The following is a 21,903-nucleotide window of genomic DNA, read 5'->3' as shown; positions in this document are numbered from 1 at the left end:
GCCTATTTTTTTGAGATGTTTTCTAATTCTTACCAAATCAGGACTTGATTGTCAGACCTTCTGTTGTTGTCACGGAATAGGTTAAATACAGCAGTGAACTCATGAGTGTTGCCTGGCAAATTATATGCTCCTCCTGTTGAAAACTCATATAGATAACCGATTCTAAGCCTGTTGGTCAAGATTCCTAATTGTGCATTGGTAGCATAGTTTATTCTATGGCCCATTCCAACCCATACCCTATCCATCAAAAGGGCTTTCAAATTAAATTCCAGATTATCTTTTATGTCTTTCTGGCTCCTGTAAAATGCGTTAAAGATTACACCTAAATTTTCGCTTATAGATTCTCTATAACCAGCCTGAACCATGATCGCTGTTGGGTAGCCATCCATAAACTCATCTCCAGAAGTAATCTTACCTCCTGCTACTCTATGCATTCCGTAGGAAACATAATATTTGGCATGGGTCAAAGCGATACCTAGATTAAAGTCTACCACATTCATATTTGAAAACTGACCAATATATTGTCCCAAGGTGGGGTCATTTTGTTCTTCAGTTGTCAAAGAATTCCCATCTAGTCTTATACTTTGGTAGTTTAATCCAACCCCCAATCGTAAGTTATGGCGTTCGGTCAATCTGACCCTAGAAGCATATGAAAGCAATAATTCAGTTTCTCTAAATGCTCCATAGGTGTCATATAACATATTTGCCGACACTGCATTCTTACCCATCAATGCTGGATCTTCCTCTCCTGCCAATTCTCCAAAGTCTAGCTCTGCAGAAATAAAATAAGTCTTAGGAGCTCCTTCAAATCCTGACCATTGATTTCTTACAAAACCTCGGATTGTACTCCCTTCATACCCTGTCAATGCAGGGTTGAAGTAACTTTGAAAATGGCTGAAATTGGAGATGTGTTTTCTCGACTGAGCCTCTGCAGTTAGTGCTACTGAAAGGACTAAAAAAACCATTGCGATATTTCTGATATTCTTTTTCATTGCAAAATTGAAATGTTTAAAAATTGGGCAACCAAGATTTTCGCTTCTCGGTCACCCAGATTCAGTCTTATTCTATTGTTTTAACAGGTTCAATACACCTCTTCTCACCTCACCTGTTTCTGCCACTTCTATAATCCAGAAGTAAGCTCCAACAGGTAACTCTTTACCATCGAAGGTGCCATCCCAACGGATATCTGGGTTCTCAGTATAGAACACCCTATTACCTCCTACTTCCACGATAGAGATCCTCACTCCTTGGTAATACCTCAAGGCAGGAACTCCCCATGTATCATTCACTCCGTCATTATTCGGTGTAAATGTATTTGGAACATCTAACTGACCTAGAGGAGTTCTCTGTCTTGTGATCTGGAAGGATTTCTCAAATACATTTCCTCCTCGGTCTATTACTTGAAGAGTAATGGTAAATTGGGTCTCACCCTGTGCTCTACCTGCACTGCTCCAGAACAGAATACCATCTATCACTTCGAAGTAATCGTTGTCCTGAACCCCTTCAGGCAAGCTTAAAGTATGTACATCATCAGTAGGATCTACCACAGTGAACACACCTATCTCTTGGAAGAATACAGCTGGAATTGCAACGAAGCTATTTTCACTTAAGGTTACATCAGTTGGAGCAGGCTTAGCTAGTACTGAAAGCTCCAAGACAGGCTGAAGTTCCTGAGGATTAAACACCCCATCTGGTAATTCCACCGTTCCCAAATAATTCACGGTACCTGATACCAATGGATCATATCCATTGAGATCCCAGATCACAGGGAAGTTGACCACCACTCCTTCTGAAGTGATTCCTACCACTTCTGTTGGAACTTTTAGATCTCCTACTTCTGTGCCCCACAATGCTTCCAACGTCTGATCTACAAATTCAACTACGGCTTTGTCATCCACATAATCAGGAATACCATTTCCATCTTCATCTGGGAAGTCCTCTGCATCATCCGGATCTGTTCCTTGCTGCTCTTCTACATAATCAGGAACTTTATCTCCATCAGTATCCAAGTAATCTCCGGAACTTGAAGGATCTGTTCCCTGCTCATCTTCGACAAAGTCTGGAACTCCATCCCCGTCCAAATCTTGATAATCCATTGGATCTTCTGGATCCGTTCCTTGTTCTTCCTCTACTTCATCTGGAACTCCGTCACCATCGGTATCACCACTGATAATCTCGAATTCTGCACCTGTAAAGTCAATGAGGTAATTGGTACCTGCATTGAGAGACCCTAAAAGAATTTCGTACATACCTACACTTTCACCTGCAGTTCTTTCAAGAGTACCTGTCAAGATACTTTCATCATCACCTTCTCCAAATCCAGCAACAGAATAGGTCAACTCAGGATCAGATTCGCCATACAGTTTGCTTTGTCCGGAATCTGCCACTATTTCTAGTGTTGCAGGAGTAATAGACAATTCGGCGGTCAGGTCAAAGGCAGTATAGTTTGAACCACTGATAGTAACCGTTACTTCCTGGCTTCCCACTTCAGTTCTACTGTTGTTAGTATAAGTAACATCAGCTCCAGTAGGAAGATCTCCACTTATTGATAGGGACTTAGAAGTACCATCATACACGAAGCTTCCATCGTCGAGAGTGATTCCAATAATCGTAGCAGGTGAAATCGTTAAATCTGCTGTCAGCACCAGCGAATTGTAATTTGAACCGGAAATGGTAGCAGTAACTTCCTGACTTCCTACATCTGTTCTGCTGTTGTTAGTATAAGTCACAGCAGTACCAGAAGGAACAACTCCGCTTATTGAAAGTGACTTGGAAATGCCGTCATACACAAAGTTTCCATCTTCAAGGGTAATTCCAACGATCATTGCTTTGCTTATCGTAAAGTCTGCGCCTGTAAAGTTGATGGCATAGTTGCTTCCTGCATCCAGGGTGCCAAGACTAATTGCATAGCTTCCCACATTCTCACCAGAGGCTCTTACAAGTGCACCCGTTAGAACACTTGTATCATCTCCATTTTCAAAACCAGAAACCAGATAGGTCAATACCGGATCAGCTGTACCAAAGACTTTACCTTGTCCAGCATCTGCCACCACATCTAGTACTTTCTCAGCAATCTCAAAGTCTGCTGAAGTAAAGTCAATGATATAGTTGCTTCCTGCATCCAAACTACCCAAGGTAATTGCATACAATCCAACATCCTCCCCTGCTACTCTGCTCAATGCACCTGTCAATACAGAGGTATTGTCTCCATTACCAAAGTTTGAAGCAGTATACGCAAAGACTGGATCAGCAGTGCCATAAACTTTAGCCTGATTCGGTTTAGCTACAATACTCAACGTTCGAGGCGTAATAGTGAAATCAGCTCCGGTAAAGTTGATCGTATAATTGGAGCCCGCATCCAGGGTACCTTGATTGATTGCATAGGTTCCTACATCTTCTCCTACTGCTCTGGCCAATAATCCACTAAGGACTGCCTCGGTGTCGCCATTTTGTAAACCGGATACCTGGTAGGTGAATATTGGATCTGCATTTCCGTACACCTTGGTCTGACCGGCATCGGCAGTAATATCCAAGGTTGCAGATGTAATCTCAAAGTCTGCAGAGATGAAGTTGATGGTGTAATTAGATCCTGCATCAATTGTTCCTGGCTGAATCGCATACAGTCCCACATCTTCACCCGCTATTCTGATCAGAGCCCCTGAGATAACCGATTCTGTATCCCCATTCTTCAATCCACTCACTGAATACGTGAATACTGGATCAGCTTCACCATATACCTTGGTCTGGCCAGCATCTGCTGTGATATCCAAGGTAGCAGGTGTGATTTCAAAATCTGAAGAGTTAAAGTTGATCGTATAGTTTGAACCTGCATCTATGGTGCCTGGTTGAATCGCATAATTTCCTACGTCCTCTCCGGCTATTCTAATTAGAGCACCTGTAATTACAGCTTCGGTATCCCCGTTTTTGAGTCCATTCACGGTATAAGTGAATACCGGATCAGCATCTCCATACACCTTGGTCTGACCGGCATCGGCAGTAATATCCAAGGTAGCAGGAGTGATCTCAAAATCAGCTCCAGTAAAATTGATCGTATAATTGGAACCCGCATCCAGGGTACCTTGATTGATTGCATAGGTACCCACATCTTCTCCGACTGCTCTGGCCAGTACTCCACTAAGGACTGCCTCAGTATCGCCATTTTGTAAACCGGATACCTGATAGGTAAATATTGGATCTGAATTTCCGTACACCTTGGTCTGACCGGCTTCGGCAGTAATATCTAAGGTTGCAAGAGTGATTTCAAAGTCTGCAGAGGTGAAGTTAATGGTGTAATTAGATCCTGCATCGATTGTTCCTGGCTGAATCGCATACGTACCCACATCTTCGCCCGCTATTCTGGTCAGAGTCCCTGAGATGACCGATTCTGTATCCCCATTCTTCAGTCCACTCACTGAATAAGTGAATACTGGATCAGCTGCACCATAAAGCTTGGTCTGGCCAGCATCTGCTGTGATATCCAAGGTAGCAGGTGTGATTTCAAAATCTGAAGAGTTAAAGTTGATGATATAGTTGTCTCCGGCACTCAAAGTTCCTTGGCTAATCGCATAGAAGCCCACATCCTCGCCTGGCGATCTAGTTAATTGACCTGAGAATATGGAACCTGAATCCCCATTTTTAAGACCTAAGGCAAAAAAGGCAAAGGTCGGATCCACATTGCCATAGACCTTTCTTTGTCCTGCAAAAGCAGTGACCTCCAATGTAGCAGGAGTGATCTCAAAATTCGCAGGAGTAAAGTTGATGGAATAGTTTGGACCCGCATCAAGGGTTCCTAATTGAATAGCATATGTTCCGACATTCTCCCCAGAGGCTCTAGATAAAGATCCCGTAAGGATGTTCTCATCATCTCCGGCTTCAAAGCCTGTGGCAGTGAAGGTATACACAGGATTCGCATCGCCATACACTTTGCTCTGACCTGCATCCACGGTAATATTCAATACTTTCGGAACCACCGCAATAGTCACTTCTACATTTACTTGGGATGGATTGCCATTTACATCAGTAACGGTGTAGGTAATATTATTTATTCCTTCATCATTTCTATCAAAAATAGTTTTGCTCAATACTTGTGATAAGATTCCACAGGCATCTGAAGAGCCTTCATCGACCATTGCAGGGGTCAGACTTACAGTTCCAAATGCACTCACATTTAAAGTAATAGATGGCTTCGCCAAAATTGTTGGTCCGATCAAATCTTGAACTAAAACATTTGTGACTGCGAAATCAGAATTCCCAGCTTGATCCGTTGCGGTTACCGTAACATTGTTAATTCCAACATCGGAACAATTAAAATCAGTTTTATCTAATGCTAATTGAATATTTCCGGATGAAGAGTAATCATCTGTGATCGGGCTAGCTAATAGGTCAGTTGGTAAAATCGTTGGCGTATTACCATTCACATCCAATTGGAGTGCTAAACCATTTATCAAAATTGGAGTTGGAGCCAAGATATCAATAGTTACTAGTAGTCCTGGAGAAGAAGGACTTGTATTGCCAGCAAGGTCAGTAGCAGTAGCAGTAATGGTATGAATTCCTGAAGACAAAGTCGAAGAAGTAATTGACCAGTTGCCCGATCCATCAGCAGGAATTGTACCCACATTCCCATCCAAACTACTATTCAGAGTAATAGTAGAATTTGGTAAAGCTGTCCCTACAAACGTTGGAGTTACATCATTGGTGATATTATCAGTATCACTAATACCCGAATCACTGCCAGCGACAAGATCTGGGGTAGATGGCGCTGTAGGTGGATTCGAATCCTTATCTGCAGTATTAGAAGCATTTGCTCCCTGATTTCCTGCAGGATCTACCAAGTAAATTGTGAGGGTTACTATCCCATCTGATAATCCTAAAAGGTCATAACCTGCTCCTCCATTATTAAATGTCTGATTGGCAGTAGAAACAACTTCGGTTCCAGATACCGGAGTACCTCCTCCATTGCTTGTAAATGAGTAATTCAAGGTTGCCCCTACTTCCAATCCTGTTCCAGTGAATTCTATGATGGTCTCATTGATCACATTTATCTGAGATTCTCCCAATAAGTCAATGGCTACAGCATATCCAGCTGGTACAACAGTATCCTTATTTTTTGTATCCGTGGCCGGAGAGCCTACATTACCAAAGCCATCCTCTAAAGATACTGATAAGGTGATGAGACCATCGCCCAGCCCACTTAAATCAATTCCTGTGATTTGATCTGAAGCAGTAGCTATTGTACCAGATCCTGAAACAGCAGTTCCTCCTCCAGAACTTGTGAATTCATAATTGTAGATAGCTCCCACTTCAGCACCAGCGAATGTAAAACTAGCTGCAGTTTCATTTACGCTATTAATAACACTCTGATCGATGGAAACTGAGTAACCAGTTGGCGGAGTCGCATCTTCATCGATAATCGTAATGGTCACTTGATTTGGAGTTCCCTCAGTAGCATTCGTAGGTGTACCCATATCTATGATAATCGTCTCATTCCCTTCCTCAATGCCATCAAATTGAGAAGTTACACGGATACTATCCATGATTTCTCCAGCTGAAAGCGTGATGGTAGAGCCGGTAATGCTATAATCCGTACCACCTCCTGATGCTGTTCCACTAAATGATAGAGGTACCGTTACCGTCGTTCCTGCAACAGCATCTATAATTGCCCGAACATAAGCTTGACCACCACTTTCATCGGTAATTGGATTATAAATACCCAATACCTCCAAGGTAGCAGTTGGTTGAGGGTCGTCATCTGTGATGGTATAAGTCACCTGCTGAGTTCCGTCTTCATCTGCGTTGATGACCCCTGTAACATCTATGATTACTGTCTCGTCTCTCTCGTATAGCACATCTGGCACATTGGTTAACGTAATAGACCCTGATGTATTTCCGGCATTAATAGTTATTGAGGCGGCACTTAGAAAATAATCCACTCCACTTCCCGTTGCAGTTCCACTGAACCCTAAATTAACAGTTACATTTTCTGTGGATGTTTGAGAAAGCGTTGCCGTTATCGTATTCGGAGTAGTTGTACCTTCTAATTTAGAGACAGGAGTAACTGACAATGAAACAGTAGGTGGAGAATAATCAGAACAGAACTGAAGATTATCCAAAGCTAAATAGACAAAACTACCTCCCATTTCAATTTCTAACCCATCCACAAAAGTTCCGGAATTGTCTGCACCCCCTTCAGTAGAGAAATCAATATAGAAGAATCCATTATTTGAAGAAAAGTCAGTAGGGAATCCAGAGGATTTGGTGATGGTATAAACAGTCCCTCCATTTCTAATTCCTCTAATGGTAAGCGTACCATCATCCGTAGGATTTGGATTGGAAACAGCCTCAGAAGATAAAAAGAATGCGATTTTACTAAATCTAACAGGTTCACTGTTACTTAGCGTATAAGTTCCGGCTCCTGTATTTTCGACAAATACATCTGAACTATTAATCCCAAAGCCATTTCTGACATTCACAGCCCAATTTCCTCCCAAGGTAAAGTCTACCCCATTTGAGGTAAAGGAAGTAACTCCGTCCAAGAAAGTTTCAAAATTCTCAATATAACATGCACCTACCAAATGCAACTCACCATTGACATATTCAAATGGAGGTGTATTTCCTAAGGCATCGGCGATATCGGTTCCTGCCAAGAGTTTTACCTGAATAGAACCTTCCCCAGAGATACCTGTCACACTTAAAGTATAAACAGAACCTGAACCACTTATACCAGTGATGGCACCTGTGGCCGTTCCTGTTCTAATCAAATCAAAATCATCAATGGTTACATTATTTGCATTTTCATCAAAAGTAACTTGGAAATCTACCGAGGTAGCAGTAGAAATTGGATTACCCACCTTTAAAATACTGTTCACAGCAGGCGCATCTGAATCAACATCAGGAGCGGCCTCACAGAAATTCATATTATCAATGGCAAGTTCAATAAATCCATCACTGATGGTAAATACCAACTCATCCACATTCGTATCCCTATAATTTGCGGGTCCCTCGGTAGCAAAATCAAGGGTGAAAAATCCGTTATTGATTGCAGTATTTGTTGGGAAACCTGTTGTTTTGGTAATGGTAAATTGATCAACTCCTCCTTTTTTACCGGTGATGACCAAAGTCCCTGTTCCAGTGGGGTTGTTTCCATTGCTTAGGTCTGAAAGAAACAAATCAATGGTTTTCATGGTAAACTCCGTCCCACTGGAAACTGAAAAAGTACCCGCCGTAAAATTATTGGCAATATACCCATTGGAAGGACCTGCACCGAAACCTAATCTTTTCTCAATCTTCAGTCCAGTGCCCAAAGTAAAGGTTAATCCATTACCACTAAAAGTAGTAGACTCATCGGTTTCAGTTTCAAAAGTTTCAACAAAACACTCTCCGACGTTATGAATTTGGCCTAAAGTAAAGGCAGGAGTTCCTGTGACATCATCATCATTCGCGATATCCGTACCTGCTTTTAGATCCAACCGAATAGTTCCTTCTCCATCAATTCCATTTACAGCTACGTTATAAGTAGTCCCGGAACCCGTCACAGCACCTACCGTACCAATAGTACCAACAGTAGTTAAATCAAAATCATCTGAGGTAACATTTTTGGCATTCTTCGAAAAAGTAACTGTGTAATTTACTGAGGTAGCTGTAGTTAAAGGAGTACCCACGAGGGAAATACTTGAAACTACAGGAGGATCTCCGTCCACTGGTGTGTAAGGACTTCCAAAAGTGAAATTATCTATATAGACATAGAGATCAACGCCTTCAATTCTAATCTCATCAACACTATAAAAATCAGGATTAGCAACAAAATTTTTAACACCATTTGTCCCACTGTCAAAATTCACATTTACGGTTGACCCAACCTGGCTTCCATCCTTGTAAGCTTTGACAGTACCAGATGCAGAACAATCATTACAGCCATTTTGCAACCAAATGCTGATGAATTGAAAATCAGAGGCATCCACCTTGGTGATTTTCCAACCGGTAACACCCCCTATAGTTAAATTAGTATCATCGAGTGCTTTGGTACCATTAAAACCATTGTCAGTGGAACTTACATTCGCATTGCTATTGGATCCAGAAAAGATTTGAAACCTGACCCCTGAATTATCATAAGTATTTGTTCCATTTAAGGAAAGATGGGAGGCAGTAGTAATTTCGTCAAAAGTAACGGTGGTCTGGGCTTGACTAAAAATATGAATCCCTATCAAGAAAGGGAGTAAAAGTAAATATCGAGCAGTAAAAGTATTCATAGTATAGAGGTGTTAACTTTTCTTTTAAATAAATACCGGGTAAACATCCCTGTCTACCCGGCAGCTATTTAATTTCTAGATGGAAATATTCCTTGAAGGCAAATGATATAATATATACCTAAGTAGGGGTTTCGAGTGTTCACTGGAATACTTCCTCCAGAATTCCCAATTGCACTCCCCCCCATGGTACTATTAGCTGTAGATCCATAGGACATGACATCAAATGTATCACCTCCTCGCTCTATTTGAACTTGAGAATTTGCTAAATAAGTGTTCGCAGGTGAAGAGGTTGTTCCAGCAGCATTACTCACATTTAAAGTGTGTGAATGGCTTGGCATATTTTGAGTCGAAAGAGTCACTGACTCAGTCCCACCTCTTGCTCCCTGTCGAACATCAGATAGTCCGGGCCCCGCCCCAGGGCCAATCACTGTTCTACCTCTTAAATCCGGCAAGGCAAAAGTCGTTCTTCCGTCTCCCCCATAAATGGTTCCTATGATTGAAAATAATGCTGTATTTTGAGATATAGGCAAGAGTTGGCCATTGCAAAACGCCCAAGTTCTAGGGGCAAAATTCCCTCCAAACATCCTGATTTCTCCTATTGTACCTTCCATGTTCTAAAAATTTAAGTTTAATGATTCAAATGACTTTAAGAGTTATTAATTTCTTGAAGGGTAAAGCCCCTGTAGGCAAATAATGTAATTCGCTGCCAAATAGGGATTTCTAATATTGAATGGAATATTACCTCCTGAATTCCCTATCGCATTTGAAGCCATAGTAGATGTAGGACTTGCTCCATAGGCATTGACATCATGTGGTGCCGCTCCTCGTTCCACTTGAACAGAGGATGCCGCAGGATAATTACCTACTGGTGTAGCACTTGTTCCAGCTCCATTACTGACATTCAATTGGTGGTTGTGGCTTGGTAGGTTTTGAACCGTTAACGTAACTTGCTCCGATCCAGATCTTGAACCTTGAGGGATATTTGGAAGCCCTGGACCAGTTCCTGGACTAATTGCAGCTCTACCTCTCAGATCCGGTAAAGCAAAAGTCGTTCTTCCATCACCACCGTAGATGGTGCCTAAAATCGAAAATAATGCGGAATTTTGAGCAATAGCTAATAATTGACCATTGCAAAAAGCCCAAGATCTCGGAGGAAAATTTCCAGCGAAAATTCTTACCTCTCCTATCATTCCTTCCATATTCTAAAAATTTAAGTTTTTGTATAATTATTTTAAAGGTGCGATTCAAGTTTAATTCCTAGAAGGAAATATGCCATATAAACAAATTATATAATTGATGCCTAAAAAAGGATTTTGTACAGAAACAGGAATGCTCCCTCCTGTAGATCCTATTGAGTTAGCCCCCATTGTGGCATTTGGGGTAGGCCCAAAGGAATTTACATTAAATACATCCCCGCCTCTTTCAAGTTGTACCTGTGCATTAGCGGACACCTTAAGGGCTGGGGAAGCACTTGTACCAGCAGCATTTTGAACATTTAAGGTATGGTTATGATTCGGCAGATTTTGTATGGTCAAATTCACAGAATTAACTCCACCTCTTTGCCCCTGACTGACAGAAGATAAACCAGGGCCTTGACCAGGGCTAATCGGTGCTCTACCCCTCAAATCAGGTAATGCAAAAGTGGTTCTACCGTCGCCACCATAAATAGTTCCTAAAATTGAAAACAAAGCTTGATTCTGTGCAATTGCCAATAATTGACCGTTACAAAAGGACCATGATCTTGGAGCAAAATTCCCAGCAAATAGTCTGATTTCCCCTATAGTCGGTTCCATATTAAAAATTGTTTAATGAATGAAAATTTATTCTTAGTATTTTAAATCGGAAAAAATCCAAATTCTTAATCCTTTTTAAAGGTATTGATTACACTTTCTTTCAATTCTATTTCAGAGTTATTTTCTTCTCTTTCAGATTGAATACTTAATAAAGTCTGTCTTCCTTTTAAGTTTGGAAAAACCCACAAATTATTGGTTATCGCAGAAGCACAGGTTGCAAAGAAAACATCCACTTGATCACTCTTGGAAAGCACACCTTCCCATGAACTATTAGAATCTTTTAACTTTGGATCTGTCAATAAGCAATAGACTTGCTCGCATCCTAAGTCCTGCTTTAAAAAGTCTGCCTTTTTATTTACAAATCGAATAGTCTCGTCTATATTTCTAGAGGATTTTTCAAAATCGATACCTAGAATCCCCACTTTTTTTCCAATTCTATTCGTGATCAGATAGTCTTTTACAAACTCGGGGTTCCCATCCAAATTGGAATTCACCCACGGGAGATCAGAAGATTCTGGTTCATTGGCAATTAACTCTGCATTACCTCCATACAATAAAGCATCAAGCATCTTTTTTGATCCAAATTCCGAAAAATTAAAATTCCTTACATGGGTAAGTACCGTAAGTCCTGACTCCAAGGATTGGTTAGACTCTAAATCTCCTCCCTTAAAAAACTTCAACGTCTTTAATCCTACATGGATAATGGACTTTGTATCTTTTACAACTTCCTTGGATCCCATACCCCAACTTAATCCAGGAATAGAAACAGCTCCAAAAACTAACGAGACTTTTTGTACAAACTTCCTTCTCCTAACATCCATTTATTAAAAATATTAACTTCAATTAAAAATATTAACCTCAATTCTTAAGAAAAATCAGAAAAAAAATTGGCAATCCCAAAAATATTCAATAACGTAAAAGTTAATACATTAGCTAATATCTTATTTATTGTGTTACGATTCAACTATTAATTAAAAAATTATACATCATACTGGTAAAGACAGTCTAAACACCAAATTTTTCATAGGTATTCACTCCCATTGCCGCTAATTTTTGTCCAGAAATTATAGTGCCTTCTAACTGTAAAATATTTATTCTTAAATACTTCATGTCTGCACATAGAACGAATATCCCGTAATTGGGATCAGCATAAACTATGGAGCCTGGTGCAAAAATTCCGGTAATATTTACATCAGCAGGACTTACTTCCAAGATTTTAATTGGATTACCTCTAAAACTAGTGATGGCTCCAGCATAAGAAGGATTTGATGCATTTACCAAAGCCTCCACCTCATCTGCTCTCTGCTTTTTCCAATCTATAGTTAATATCTCGTCAGTAGGCTTAGACTTAGGCTCAAGGTTTTCTTCGATGGGCTTTCGATCAAATTGAATTTGACCGGAAAAGTAGGATTCCAGTTTACTTGGAAAAGAAACAGAAAGTCGAGATGCTAATAAACCATAAGGTTCTCCTGGAAAAACAGGAATAGGAAACTCAACCAATAATTCTCCGGAATCCCACTTCTGATTTATTTTATGGACGCTAATCGTTACTACTTTCTCTTCATTCTTGATCACCCAAAACAAAGGGTCAGGTCCAGCAAACTCCGGTAGTTTTCCAAAATGCACATTTAATACCCCCTCTTTTATACTTTTAAATACACTCGCAGGAATTTTATAAGAGAAACCAAAACTGATACCCACATCTACTTGAAGTTCCAAAAGCTTGGATGACAAGGATTCCAAATCAGAACTTTGCCAATTAAAAACGGGGATATCCTCTCCTTTCAAATATTCAAGCAAAAATTCATTTGAATTAGGATGATTAGTTTTTGAAACTACACCTACAACTTCGTAAATATCTTTGAAATGTTGAATGGTTGGAATGCACCAATTACTTTGGGTAAAAAATACGATTTTCATTAAAGGACAATTTTCTAAACTTGAAACTAATTGTATTAATTCAGCTTACAAACTTAAATTTTCCCTAAAAAATAAAACCTCGATTTAAATTCTATAGATCATGCTTAATTTCAACCTTTAAAAGTAAACCTATACATGCATAAACTTCACTTCTTCAACATCCAACTTGCAAAAGCTATATCATTTCTAGCTTTCATATTTCTACTGACAAATGAAGTAAAAGCACAAATTTTTAGATCTTCCCAAGAATTTACACATCAAGACACGCTTCGGGGAAGTAATACAAAAGACCGGGCTTGGTGGGATTTAAAACATTATCATTTAGACATCAAAGTTGCCCCTGAAACCAAAACTATCAAAGGTTCCAATACGGTAACTTATCAAGTTATTTCAGAATCACAGCGGTTTCAAATTGAATTGCAAGAGCCGATGGTTCTTATCAATGCAGTCCAAAATGGCAAGGAACTTTCCTTCATAAAAGATGGCTACTCTTATCTAATCAATATTAAAGAACCTCAGGAGATAGGCAAAAGCTACCAAGTAGAACTACAATTTGAAGGTTCACCAGTTATAGCTGTTCGACCTCCCTGGGATGGTGGGTTGACCTGGAGTCAGGACAGTAATGGACTTCCATTTATAGCAAATTCAAATCAAGGTATAGGAGCTAGTATCTGGTGGCCAAATAAAGACTATGCTGCAGATGAGCCGGATCAAGGGGTGTTGATCTCAGTAGAAGTTCCAGAAAATCTAATGGATGTTTCCAATGGCAGATTGATCAAAACAGAACATAATAAAAAGGCAAAAACCAAGACCTATCATTGGGAAGTAAAAAATCCGATCAATAACTACGGAGTCAATATCAATATTGGAGATTATGTCCATTTCTTCGACAAATACGAAGGGGAGAAAGGCATATTGGATATGGAGTATTATGTCCTGCGCGAAAATCTAGAAAAAGCAAAAAGTCAATTCAAAGATGCCCCAAAGATGATGAAAGCTTTTGAATACTGGTTTGGTCCCTACCCTTTCTATGAGGATAGTTACAAATTAGTGGAAACTCCCTACCTAGGGATGGAGCATCAGAGTTCAGTGACTTATGGAAACAATTATGCGAATGGTTATTTAGGAAGGGACCTAAGCGGAACTGGCTGGGGATTAAAATTCGATTTTATCATTATCCATGAATCAGGACATGAGTGGTTTGCCAATAACATCACTTACAAGGATGTGGCAGATATGTGGATTCACGAAAGCTTTACTGCATACTCAGAAAATCTTTTTCTTGACTATTATTATGGAAAAGAAGCCAGCAGAGATTATGTCTTGGGAACCCGTAAAAACATTAATAATGACATTCCTATCATAGGTCCTTATGGAGTCAATCAAGAAGGTTCTGGAGACATGTATTACAAGGGAGCAAATATGCTTCATACGATTCGACAATTAGTGAATGACGATGAAAAATGGCGACAGATTCTGAGAGGCTTAAATCAGGAGTTTTACCACCAGACAGTTACCAGTAATCAGATCGAAACATACATCAGCACCCAAGCAAACATCAATTTATCTTCCGTATTTGACCAATATTTGAGAGATGTAAGGATTCCAATTTTTAGCTACTACTTGGAAGGAAATAAATTAAATTTCAGATGGGAAAATTCCTTAATGACTTTTGACATGCCCGTTAAAATAAAATTTAACACAGGTCAAGAGCTTTGGTTAAAACCCACTACCCGATGGGCAAGTATAGATTTGGATACTGGCGTTGAAAGATTGTCTGTTGATACAAATTTTTATGTTGGGATGATGAATATTTCTGGCAGGTAAAAAACTAAACTAAAAAAGATATATAGATCTAACCCATTCAAGTAAAATTTCACACGTCATGGAAATTCCTATGACGTGTTTTTTTATTATTGAAGCTTTTGATTCTATATTTCAATTTGAAACAATAACAATACTCCTGATTTTATATGCTTCATCTGTTTGAAAAAGCAAAGCTAACTCCAAGTAAAACTGCCATCGTTGAAGGGCCAAATAAATATTCCTATCAAGAATTATTAGAAAAGAGCGAGCAGATTTCCAATTTTTTATTGGGTGAAAGCAAAGACCTCCATCAAGAAAGAGTAGCTTTTATGGTGGCTCCCGGATTTGATTATGTGGCTGTTCAGTGGGGAATCTGGAGAGCCGGAGGAATTGCGGTTCCACTGTGCATTAGCTACCCCTTTCCTTCATTACAGTACGTCATTGAGGATACGCAATCTAAATTTCTGATTGTAGGTCCTGAATATGAAACCATTCTTCAACCTTATAGAAACCATAAAGAAATCAAATTCATAGCTTTAGGAGAAATGCAGAATAGGAAGGCAAAGCCTCTTCCTGAAATTGGAAAAGAAAGGGGGGCAATGATTCTCTATACTTCTGGCACCACCTCTTTGCCCAAAGGAGTCTTAACCACCCATGCCAATTTAGAGTCTCAAATCAGTACTTTAGTGAAAGCTTGGGCTTGGAATTCGGAAGATTACATTTTGGAGCTTTTACCCCTTCATCATGTTCATGGAATCATCAATGTGCTATGCTGCGCCCTTTGGTCCGGAGCTACGGTAGAGTTTTTAAATCCATTTGATGCCAAAAAGGTCTTTGAAATTTTCGAAGCGGGCAAACTCAATGTTTTCATGGCCGTCCCCACCATTTACTTCAAACTCATTTCAGAATTTGAAAGCTATAATCCTGAAAGGCAAGCTGAATTAAAAAAATGCATGGAATCCTTCCGTTTAATGATTTCTGGTTCTGCTGCTTTGCCAGTTTCTGTCATGGAAAAATGGAAAGAGATTTCTGGACATTATTTATTGGAGCGCTATGGCATGACAGAAATAGGAATGGCAGTCAGCAATCCTTACGATGGAGAACGACGAGCAGGTCATATTGGTCAGCCTTTACCAGGGGTAGAACTCTGCCTTTTAGATGAAGATGAAAAACTAGTTAAATCGGGTGAACCCGGAGAAATTCACATCAAGGGACCTTCTGTTTTTAAAGAATATTGGGGTAAACCCGAGGCCACACAAAAAAGCTTTACTCCCGATGGTTGGTTCAAGACCGGAGACATCGCAGTTCTGGATGATGGCTACTACCGAATCCTGGGAAGGGACTCAATCGACATCATCAAATCCGGAGGATACAAAATTTCTGCCCTCGAAATTGAAGAAGTATTGAGAAAACACCCTTCTATTAAGGACTGTGGAGTGATCGGAATACCTAATGAGGAATGGGGAGAATTGATCGTTGCTGCTTTGGTCACTTCCGAAAACATGGACCTGGAACAACTATCTAAATGGATGAGAGAGCGAATGCCTGCTTATAAGACACCAAGAAAATATTTGATCCTCGATGATCTACCCCGTAATGCCATGGGCAAAGTGACTAAAAATGAATTAAAGAAATTATTCTAACACCTATGATCATTTACGGACTTGCCATTCTTTCCTTTTCATTTATTACCGGCCAATGGTTAGGGGAACTCCTCGGGAAATTAATGGGGATCAATTCCAATGTTGGTGGTGTTGGTTTTGCCATGTTGATTCTAATGCTTCTAAAAGAGGTTTTTGAAAGAAAGGGTTGGTGGAAAGCTGAAATGATTTTAGGGATAGATTTCTGGAATAAAATGTACATCCCTGTAGTCATAGCGATGGCCGCCAGCCTGAATATTAAATCTGCGATTTCGAGTGGTAACCTGGCCATTTTAGTAGGAATCCTTCCTGTTATTTTGGGTTTTGCTTTTTTCCCTTTCTTAATGAAAACATTTAAGCATTAACAGCATGGAAGAACTTCTAAAAGTGATCGATAAAAATGCTTTGATAGTTGGCTTCCTGGTGGTCGGAATCCTAGCTTTTTTATCCGATCAATTTTCAAAGAAATTCCTAAACTCAAGAATACCTGGTTCTGCCATCGCTATTTTTTTAGGTTTGGTTCTAGGATATATAGGAGGTGTGTTTACAGATGGTTCAAAAGGTATCGCAGATATTGAAATTTTCAAAGGAGTTGGGATTTTGGGTGGCTCCATGTTTCGTGACTTTGCGATAGTAGCCACGGCTATGGGAGCAAGTTTTCTTTTGGTTAAAAAGTCAGGGATATTAGGATTGGTTTCTTTGCTTTTCGGAATCCTGATCTTTTTTGTTTCCGGAGTAGCAATCGCTTGGATTTGGGGGTATCGAGATGCCGTCAGTTTGTGCACGATTGGAGCAGGTGCCTGTACTTATATAGTAGGACCAGTAACAGGTGCGGCGCTTGGGGCAAGTTCGGAAGTTATTGCTCTGAGCATTGCAGCAGGAGTAGTAAAGACCATTGCGGTAACTATTTTCACCCCAATACTGGCTAAAAAAATAGGGCTGGAATCTCCAGGATCAGCGATGGCCTATGGTGGGATCATGGGTACTTCCAGTGGGGTGGCTGCTGGACTTGCAGCAACTGATCCGAAATTAGTGCCTTACGGAGCAGTTACAGCTACCTTTTATACAGGGGTAGGCTGTTTACTTTGCCCTTCTCTATTCTATTATATCCTTACGCTCTTCAGTTAATCAATGGGATGAATTGATTTTTTCCTCTTCTTTTTCATAGTTTAATTTCATTTTTATTGGATTGCTTCCCCATTCATAGAACGATGCGATTAATCCTTTCAATGTTTCCCCATATTCAGTCTTTGTGTAAGCTACAGTTACCGGAAAGGTATCATACAACTTTCTTTCGACCAGGTGATTTAGTTCAAAATCTCTTAATTCTTTGGAAAGTATCCTATTTGTAATTCCCGTTGCTTCTCTCAAGTTTTCATGAATAATTCAGAGAGGAATTAAACTTTGGAAAATCCTCAGAATCCTGGTATTCCTTCTACCCTTTTCTCCAAAATCCCTCAAGGAATAAGCTTACGCAGGTTTTGGAATCACTTTCGCTTTAGCATTCATGGCACATTCAATGGGCATTCATTTTCTGCCATCATCATTGCGGTTATCGAAGCCGCCTTTTTAATCACTTCTAATGATTTACCTCAGTAAACAATCGGTATAAATTTAAATCTAAACCAATTTGACCCAGAGCCAAAACCCTGGGTTTTATTGTGAAGATCTTACTAAAAACCAACTTCTTAAATAATATCCTGTTTTGGAAAAGGGAGTTTCTAAAAATATTCAAATGAAATTTGAACCATTCACCAAATAAAAAAATAATAATGAATGGGGAGTATTGTAATTTTGATATATGTCAAGATTAGACCTTCCTTGTTTTATCGTATTTCTTAACCTGTTTTTTGGCTCATTCGTCTCGTTTGCCCAGTCCAGTATTTCAGGAATTGTTCACGATGCAAAAACCAATATTCCATTGGAGTATAGTAGCATTTCAATTTTTTCAGCTACTGATAGCAGTTTGATCGATGGGAGCATTTCAGATGTTGGCGGGCTATTTCAACTTGAAAAACTCAAACCAGGGTCCTATTTCTTAAAAGTCAGTTTTATTGGTTACCAAACCAAAGAATCATTAATTTTTAATCTGGCAAAAAATGAGAACAGAAATTTTGGGATCATCAGCTTAGAACCCGATGAAACCACCTTGGAAGGAATCGAAGTAAAAGGACAAAAGCTCAGTACCAATTTCCAACTGGAGAAGCAGAGTTATGCTGCCGATAATTTTCAAGCAGCGCAAGGAGGAACTGCCAGTGATATTTTAAAAAACTTACCAGGGGTAGCCATTGATGCGATGGGTACTATTACCATCCGGGGAACAAGCGGTTTTGTAGTTATGCTCAACGGAAAACCCATCCAATCAGATCCTATTTCCTTTTTAAGCCAATTGCCTGCAAATAGTATTGAAAAAATAGATTGGATCTCTTCACCTTCTGCTCAGTATGATTCAGAAGGCAAAGCAGGAATGATCAATGTCATTACCAAATCTGGAACTGCAGATGGACTTTATGTCCAATTCAATTCCAGATTAGGTTTTCCTCCTATTGAAAATTATGGCAATGCTGAGCGAGCAAAAAGATATGGAGCAGATTTCAATTTAAACTACCTCAAAGGAAAATGGGACATTTCTTTGGGTGCAAGCTATCAAAGAAACGACATCGCCGGAAGGCGTGTAGGAGATGTATATACCATTTCAGGTGATACCACTACCAGATTCCCCTCGCAAGGAGAAAGAAGTATTGATGAAAAAAATTATTCTGGAAGGTTTACCATAGGTTTCAATCCTAACGCCGCAAATAGTTTCTCATTAGGATTTTATGGGGCTGTCAGAGACAAGCTTCGAACTGCAGACATTTTATACGATGACAATCATGCTATCGTAAATGGAGAAAGGATTTACACATTTCAATATTTCAATGCAAATGATCAAAGCCGACGAGGGGATGTGGCTTTGGGTAGCTTAGATTACGCCCATACTTTCGGAAATGATTCCAAAATCAGTAGTTCAATCCTCTATGAATATAGCATGTTGGGAGGTCCTACAAGTAATTTGAACCTAGGGTATCCTGACCTCAGTAAGGTGTACCAAGAAGATTACAACACAAACGATAACCCACTTCACGGAGTCAGAGTCAATGTTGACTACAGTTTTAAACCATTAAGTATCGGACAATTATTAACGGGTTACCAATTCAGAAGTTTGGACCATACAGGTGATTTTCTCTACGAAAGAAAAAATATTGAAACAGGTGAATTTGACGTAATCCCTGAATTTTCAAGTAGTGTGAATCTTACAAGAAATATCCATGCAGGATATTTACAGTTGGATAAAAAGTCAGAAAAATACAGTTATGGATTTGGGGTCCGGGTAGAACATATGGATAGATCATTTGACTTGGAGGATCAAGCAGGAATGATCGACACCGTTTATCAGTATGATTTTATCAGACCTTTTATCAGTGCAAACATTGGGATTCCATTGAGTGAAAGTTTGCAATTCAAGGCAAATTTCAGCCAGCGGGTAGAAAGAACCACTACGTTCAAAATGAATCCCTTTCCGGAAAGGGAACATAGCGAAACACTGGAACAAGGAGATCCTAATTTACTTCCTGAATTCATCAATCAGGTAGAATTGGGGATTGTAAAAACCTGGAATGCCAATAGTTTTTATGCTACAGCCTACCATTCTCGAGTAAAAAACCTGGTAAACAGGGTAAATACGGTCTACAATGACAGCATTTTGAATCGAATTTACTCCAATGTAGGAACCGGAAAATCTACTGGATTTGACTTGGGAGCCGAACTTTTCCCCACCGAATGGTGGAAACTGTTTGCTGGACTGAACTTGTACTATTATTCGATCGAGGGTAGTTTTGACAATAAACCAGTCAATACCAGCAGCTGGGTTCATTCCTTTTCCATCAATACAACGTTTACACTTCAAAAAAACTGGAGTATTCAAGGGAACCTTAATTACCTATCCAAAAGAGTGACTGCTCAAGGAGTAGACTCTAGATTCTACTTACCAAGTATTAACATCAAGAAGACATGGCTAGATAACCGATTATCTGCCAATTTAATTTGGCAAAATATAGATATGGGGCTGCTCAAAACCAATGAACAACGAATCACCACATTCCGACCTGGAGAATTTTATACCACTACCAATTATATACAGGAGGTAGACATGCTGATTTTGAACCTTTCTTACACATTAAACCGTTCCAAAAACAAAGCTAAATTTGTAAAAAGCGAATTTGGAGAAAAGGAATTTTAATCAGCAACCTAAATGAGTTCAACTGAGATAATGATCAAAAATATGGTCTGCCCAAGATGCATTGAGGCATTAAAAATCATTTTAGAAGAAACAGGTATCCCTTACCAAAGTGTAGAATTAGGTAAGGTATCTATCAATAATCCTCTAACCATTGATCAGGAAGTTATCCTTTCAAAAGCTTTAACAAATCATGGATTTGAATTATTGAAAGGAGAAAAATCTGCAATTATTTCCAAGATAAAATCTCTTTTGATCGAACAAATTCATCATTCTGAGCAAAATCTCACTATGAATTATTCTGATTTCCTGGCCAATAAACTCAATCACGAATATGCCTACCTCAGTAGACTTTTTTCTTCCGTAGAGGGAGTTACTATTGAGAAATATATTACGAAGTTGAAAACAGAAAAAATCAAGGAATTCTTAATCTATGATGAATTAACCTTATCTGAAATAGCTTTTAAAATGGACTATTCCAGCGTCGCTTACCTATCCACTCAATTCAAAAAAGAAACAGGAATGACACCTTCTGAATTCAAAAAAAGCAAAAGCAGCGTTAGAAAAAGTCTGGACAAAGTTTAATTTCTCCAAGACACTTTCCTTACATTTATTCATGGAGTTTCCTCTAACAATTCAATCTCTTTTCACTTATTTCAAAACCATTCATTCGATTTCCCCTGAGGCGGAGCGAGCTTTGTATGGAATATCATTTGAAATTGAAACTTCAAAAAACAAACATCTCCATGAAATCGGCCAAACTTGTAAAACCTATTACTTTGTTAGTGAAGGCTTGGCAAGAATCTTTTATTTGAAGGATGGGACGGATGTGACTGAATATTTTGCCCATCAAAATGACATGATCATTCGGGCAGAAAGCTTATTCACTGGAAGGCCCAGCAAAAAAGCTATTCAGGCCTTGGAAAACACAGTATTCATCGGAATCCCTGCTTCAAAATTGGAAGGCTTATTTGACACCTACCCTGATTTAGAAAGACTCTTTAGGAAAATTCTGGAAGCTTCATTTGTGGCCTATGTCAATCGTATGGAAAGCCTACAATTTCATACCGCCGAAGAGCGCTATAATCAACTGGTAAAGGACTACCCTCGCCTATTGGAAAATGTCTCATTGAAACACATTGCCAGCTACCTCGGCATTACCCAGGTCAGTCTAAGCAGAATTAGATCGAGTAACCGATAATTTTTAACATTTGTAAAAGGAT

Annotated in this window: 16 protein-coding genes; 8 read left to right on the top strand and 8 right to left on the bottom strand. The window is 39.4% G+C overall.

What is annotated here, in order from left to right:
* Positions 1 to 29: 29 nt before the first annotated feature.
* From JYB62_RS03040 to JYB62_RS03010, 7 genes are all read right to left on the bottom strand, one after another.
* Positions 30 to 992: a PorP/SprF family type IX secretion system membrane protein gene (locus tag JYB62_RS03040; RefSeq protein ID WP_205643965.1), complete on the bottom strand. Its 963-nt coding sequence runs from the start codon at positions 990 to 992 to the stop codon at positions 30 to 32.
* A 72-nt stretch (positions 993 to 1,064) separates the two neighbouring features.
* Positions 1,065 to 9,245: an MBG domain-containing protein gene (locus tag JYB62_RS03035; RefSeq protein ID WP_205643964.1), complete on the bottom strand. Its 8,181-nt coding sequence runs from the start codon at positions 9,243 to 9,245 to the stop codon at positions 1,065 to 1,067.
* Positions 9,246 to 9,313: 68 nt separating this feature from the next.
* Positions 9,314 to 9,856, bottom strand: a complete 543-nt coding sequence (locus JYB62_RS03030; RefSeq protein ID WP_205643963.1) for a phage tail protein — start codon at positions 9,854 to 9,856, stop codon at positions 9,314 to 9,316.
* Positions 9,857 to 9,901: 45 nt separating this feature from the next.
* Complete coding sequence (locus JYB62_RS03025) at positions 9,902 to 10,444, bottom strand: phage tail protein (RefSeq protein ID WP_205643962.1); 543 nt, start codon at positions 10,442 to 10,444, stop codon at positions 9,902 to 9,904.
* Positions 10,445 to 10,495: 51 nt separating this feature from the next.
* Complete coding sequence (locus tag JYB62_RS03020) at positions 10,496 to 11,038, bottom strand: phage tail protein (RefSeq protein WP_205643961.1); 543 nt, start codon at positions 11,036 to 11,038, stop codon at positions 10,496 to 10,498.
* Between the two features lie 65 nt (positions 11,039 to 11,103).
* Positions 11,104 to 11,859: a hypothetical protein gene (locus JYB62_RS03015; RefSeq protein ID WP_205643960.1), complete on the bottom strand. Its 756-nt coding sequence runs from the start codon at positions 11,857 to 11,859 to the stop codon at positions 11,104 to 11,106.
* A 184-nt stretch (positions 11,860 to 12,043) separates the two neighbouring features.
* Positions 12,044 to 12,958 (bottom strand): methionyl-tRNA formyltransferase, encoded by a 915-nt coding sequence (locus tag JYB62_RS03010; protein ID WP_205643959.1) that lies wholly within the window; start codon positions 12,956 to 12,958, stop codon positions 12,044 to 12,046.
* 135 nt (positions 12,959 to 13,093) lie between these two features.
* Between JYB62_RS03010 and JYB62_RS03005 the strand changes: the two genes are divergently transcribed.
* The 4 genes from JYB62_RS03005 to madM all read left to right on the top strand — a co-directional run bounded on the left by JYB62_RS03005 (position 13,094) and on the right by madM (position 17,532).
* Positions 13,094 to 14,785, top strand: a complete 1,692-nt coding sequence (locus JYB62_RS03005) for a M1 family metallopeptidase (protein ID WP_205643958.1) — start codon at positions 13,094 to 13,096, stop codon at positions 14,783 to 14,785.
* A gap of 146 nt (positions 14,786 to 14,931) precedes the next feature.
* Positions 14,932 to 16,407 (top strand): acyl-CoA synthetase, encoded by a 1,476-nt coding sequence (locus JYB62_RS03000; protein ID WP_205643957.1) that lies wholly within the window; start codon positions 14,932 to 14,934, stop codon positions 16,405 to 16,407.
* Positions 16,408 to 16,412: 5 nt separating this feature from the next.
* Positions 16,413 to 16,769: a malonate transporter subunit MadL gene (locus JYB62_RS02995; RefSeq protein WP_205643956.1), complete on the top strand. Its 357-nt coding sequence runs from the start codon at positions 16,413 to 16,415 to the stop codon at positions 16,767 to 16,769.
* A gap of 4 nt (positions 16,770 to 16,773) precedes the next feature.
* On the top strand, positions 16,774 to 17,532 hold the full coding sequence (gene madM / locus JYB62_RS02990; RefSeq protein WP_205643955.1) for a malonate transporter subunit MadM: 759 nt from the start codon (positions 16,774 to 16,776) through the stop codon (positions 17,530 to 17,532).
* Here madM and JYB62_RS02985 read toward each other — a convergent pair whose 3' ends face one another.
* Positions 17,533 to 17,775: a winged helix-turn-helix transcriptional regulator gene (locus tag JYB62_RS02985; RefSeq protein WP_205643954.1), complete on the bottom strand. Its 243-nt coding sequence runs from the start codon at positions 17,773 to 17,775 to the stop codon at positions 17,533 to 17,535.
* 33 nt (positions 17,776 to 17,808) lie between these two features.
* Between JYB62_RS02985 and JYB62_RS02980 the strand changes: the two genes are divergently transcribed.
* From JYB62_RS02980 to JYB62_RS02965, 4 genes are all read left to right on the top strand, one after another.
* The gene (locus JYB62_RS02980) at positions 17,809 to 18,003 is read left to right on the top strand and encodes a hypothetical protein (protein ID WP_205643953.1); all 195 of its coding nucleotides are present in this window, start codon (positions 17,809 to 17,811) and stop codon (positions 18,001 to 18,003) included.
* A gap of 202 nt (positions 18,004 to 18,205) precedes the next feature.
* The gene (locus tag JYB62_RS02975; protein ID WP_205643952.1) at positions 18,206 to 20,683 is read left to right on the top strand and encodes an outer membrane beta-barrel family protein; all 2,478 of its coding nucleotides are present in this window, start codon (positions 18,206 to 18,208) and stop codon (positions 20,681 to 20,683) included.
* 12 nt (positions 20,684 to 20,695) lie between these two features.
* The gene (locus tag JYB62_RS02970) at positions 20,696 to 21,265 is read left to right on the top strand and encodes a helix-turn-helix domain-containing protein (RefSeq protein ID WP_205643951.1); all 570 of its coding nucleotides are present in this window, start codon (positions 20,696 to 20,698) and stop codon (positions 21,263 to 21,265) included.
* 31 nt (positions 21,266 to 21,296) lie between these two features.
* Positions 21,297 to 21,881, top strand: a complete 585-nt coding sequence (locus tag JYB62_RS02965) for a Crp/Fnr family transcriptional regulator (RefSeq protein ID WP_205643950.1) — start codon at positions 21,297 to 21,299, stop codon at positions 21,879 to 21,881.
* Positions 21,882 to 21,903: the final 22 nt, after the last annotated feature.

Source organism: Algoriphagus lutimaris, from assembly GCF_017051705.1.
In the GTDB taxonomy this organism is placed as follows: Bacteria; Bacteroidota; Bacteroidia; order Cytophagales; family Cyclobacteriaceae; genus Algoriphagus; species Algoriphagus lutimaris.
Note: the sequence above shows the minus strand (reverse complement) of the source record. Positions and strands in the feature narration are given on the sequence as shown.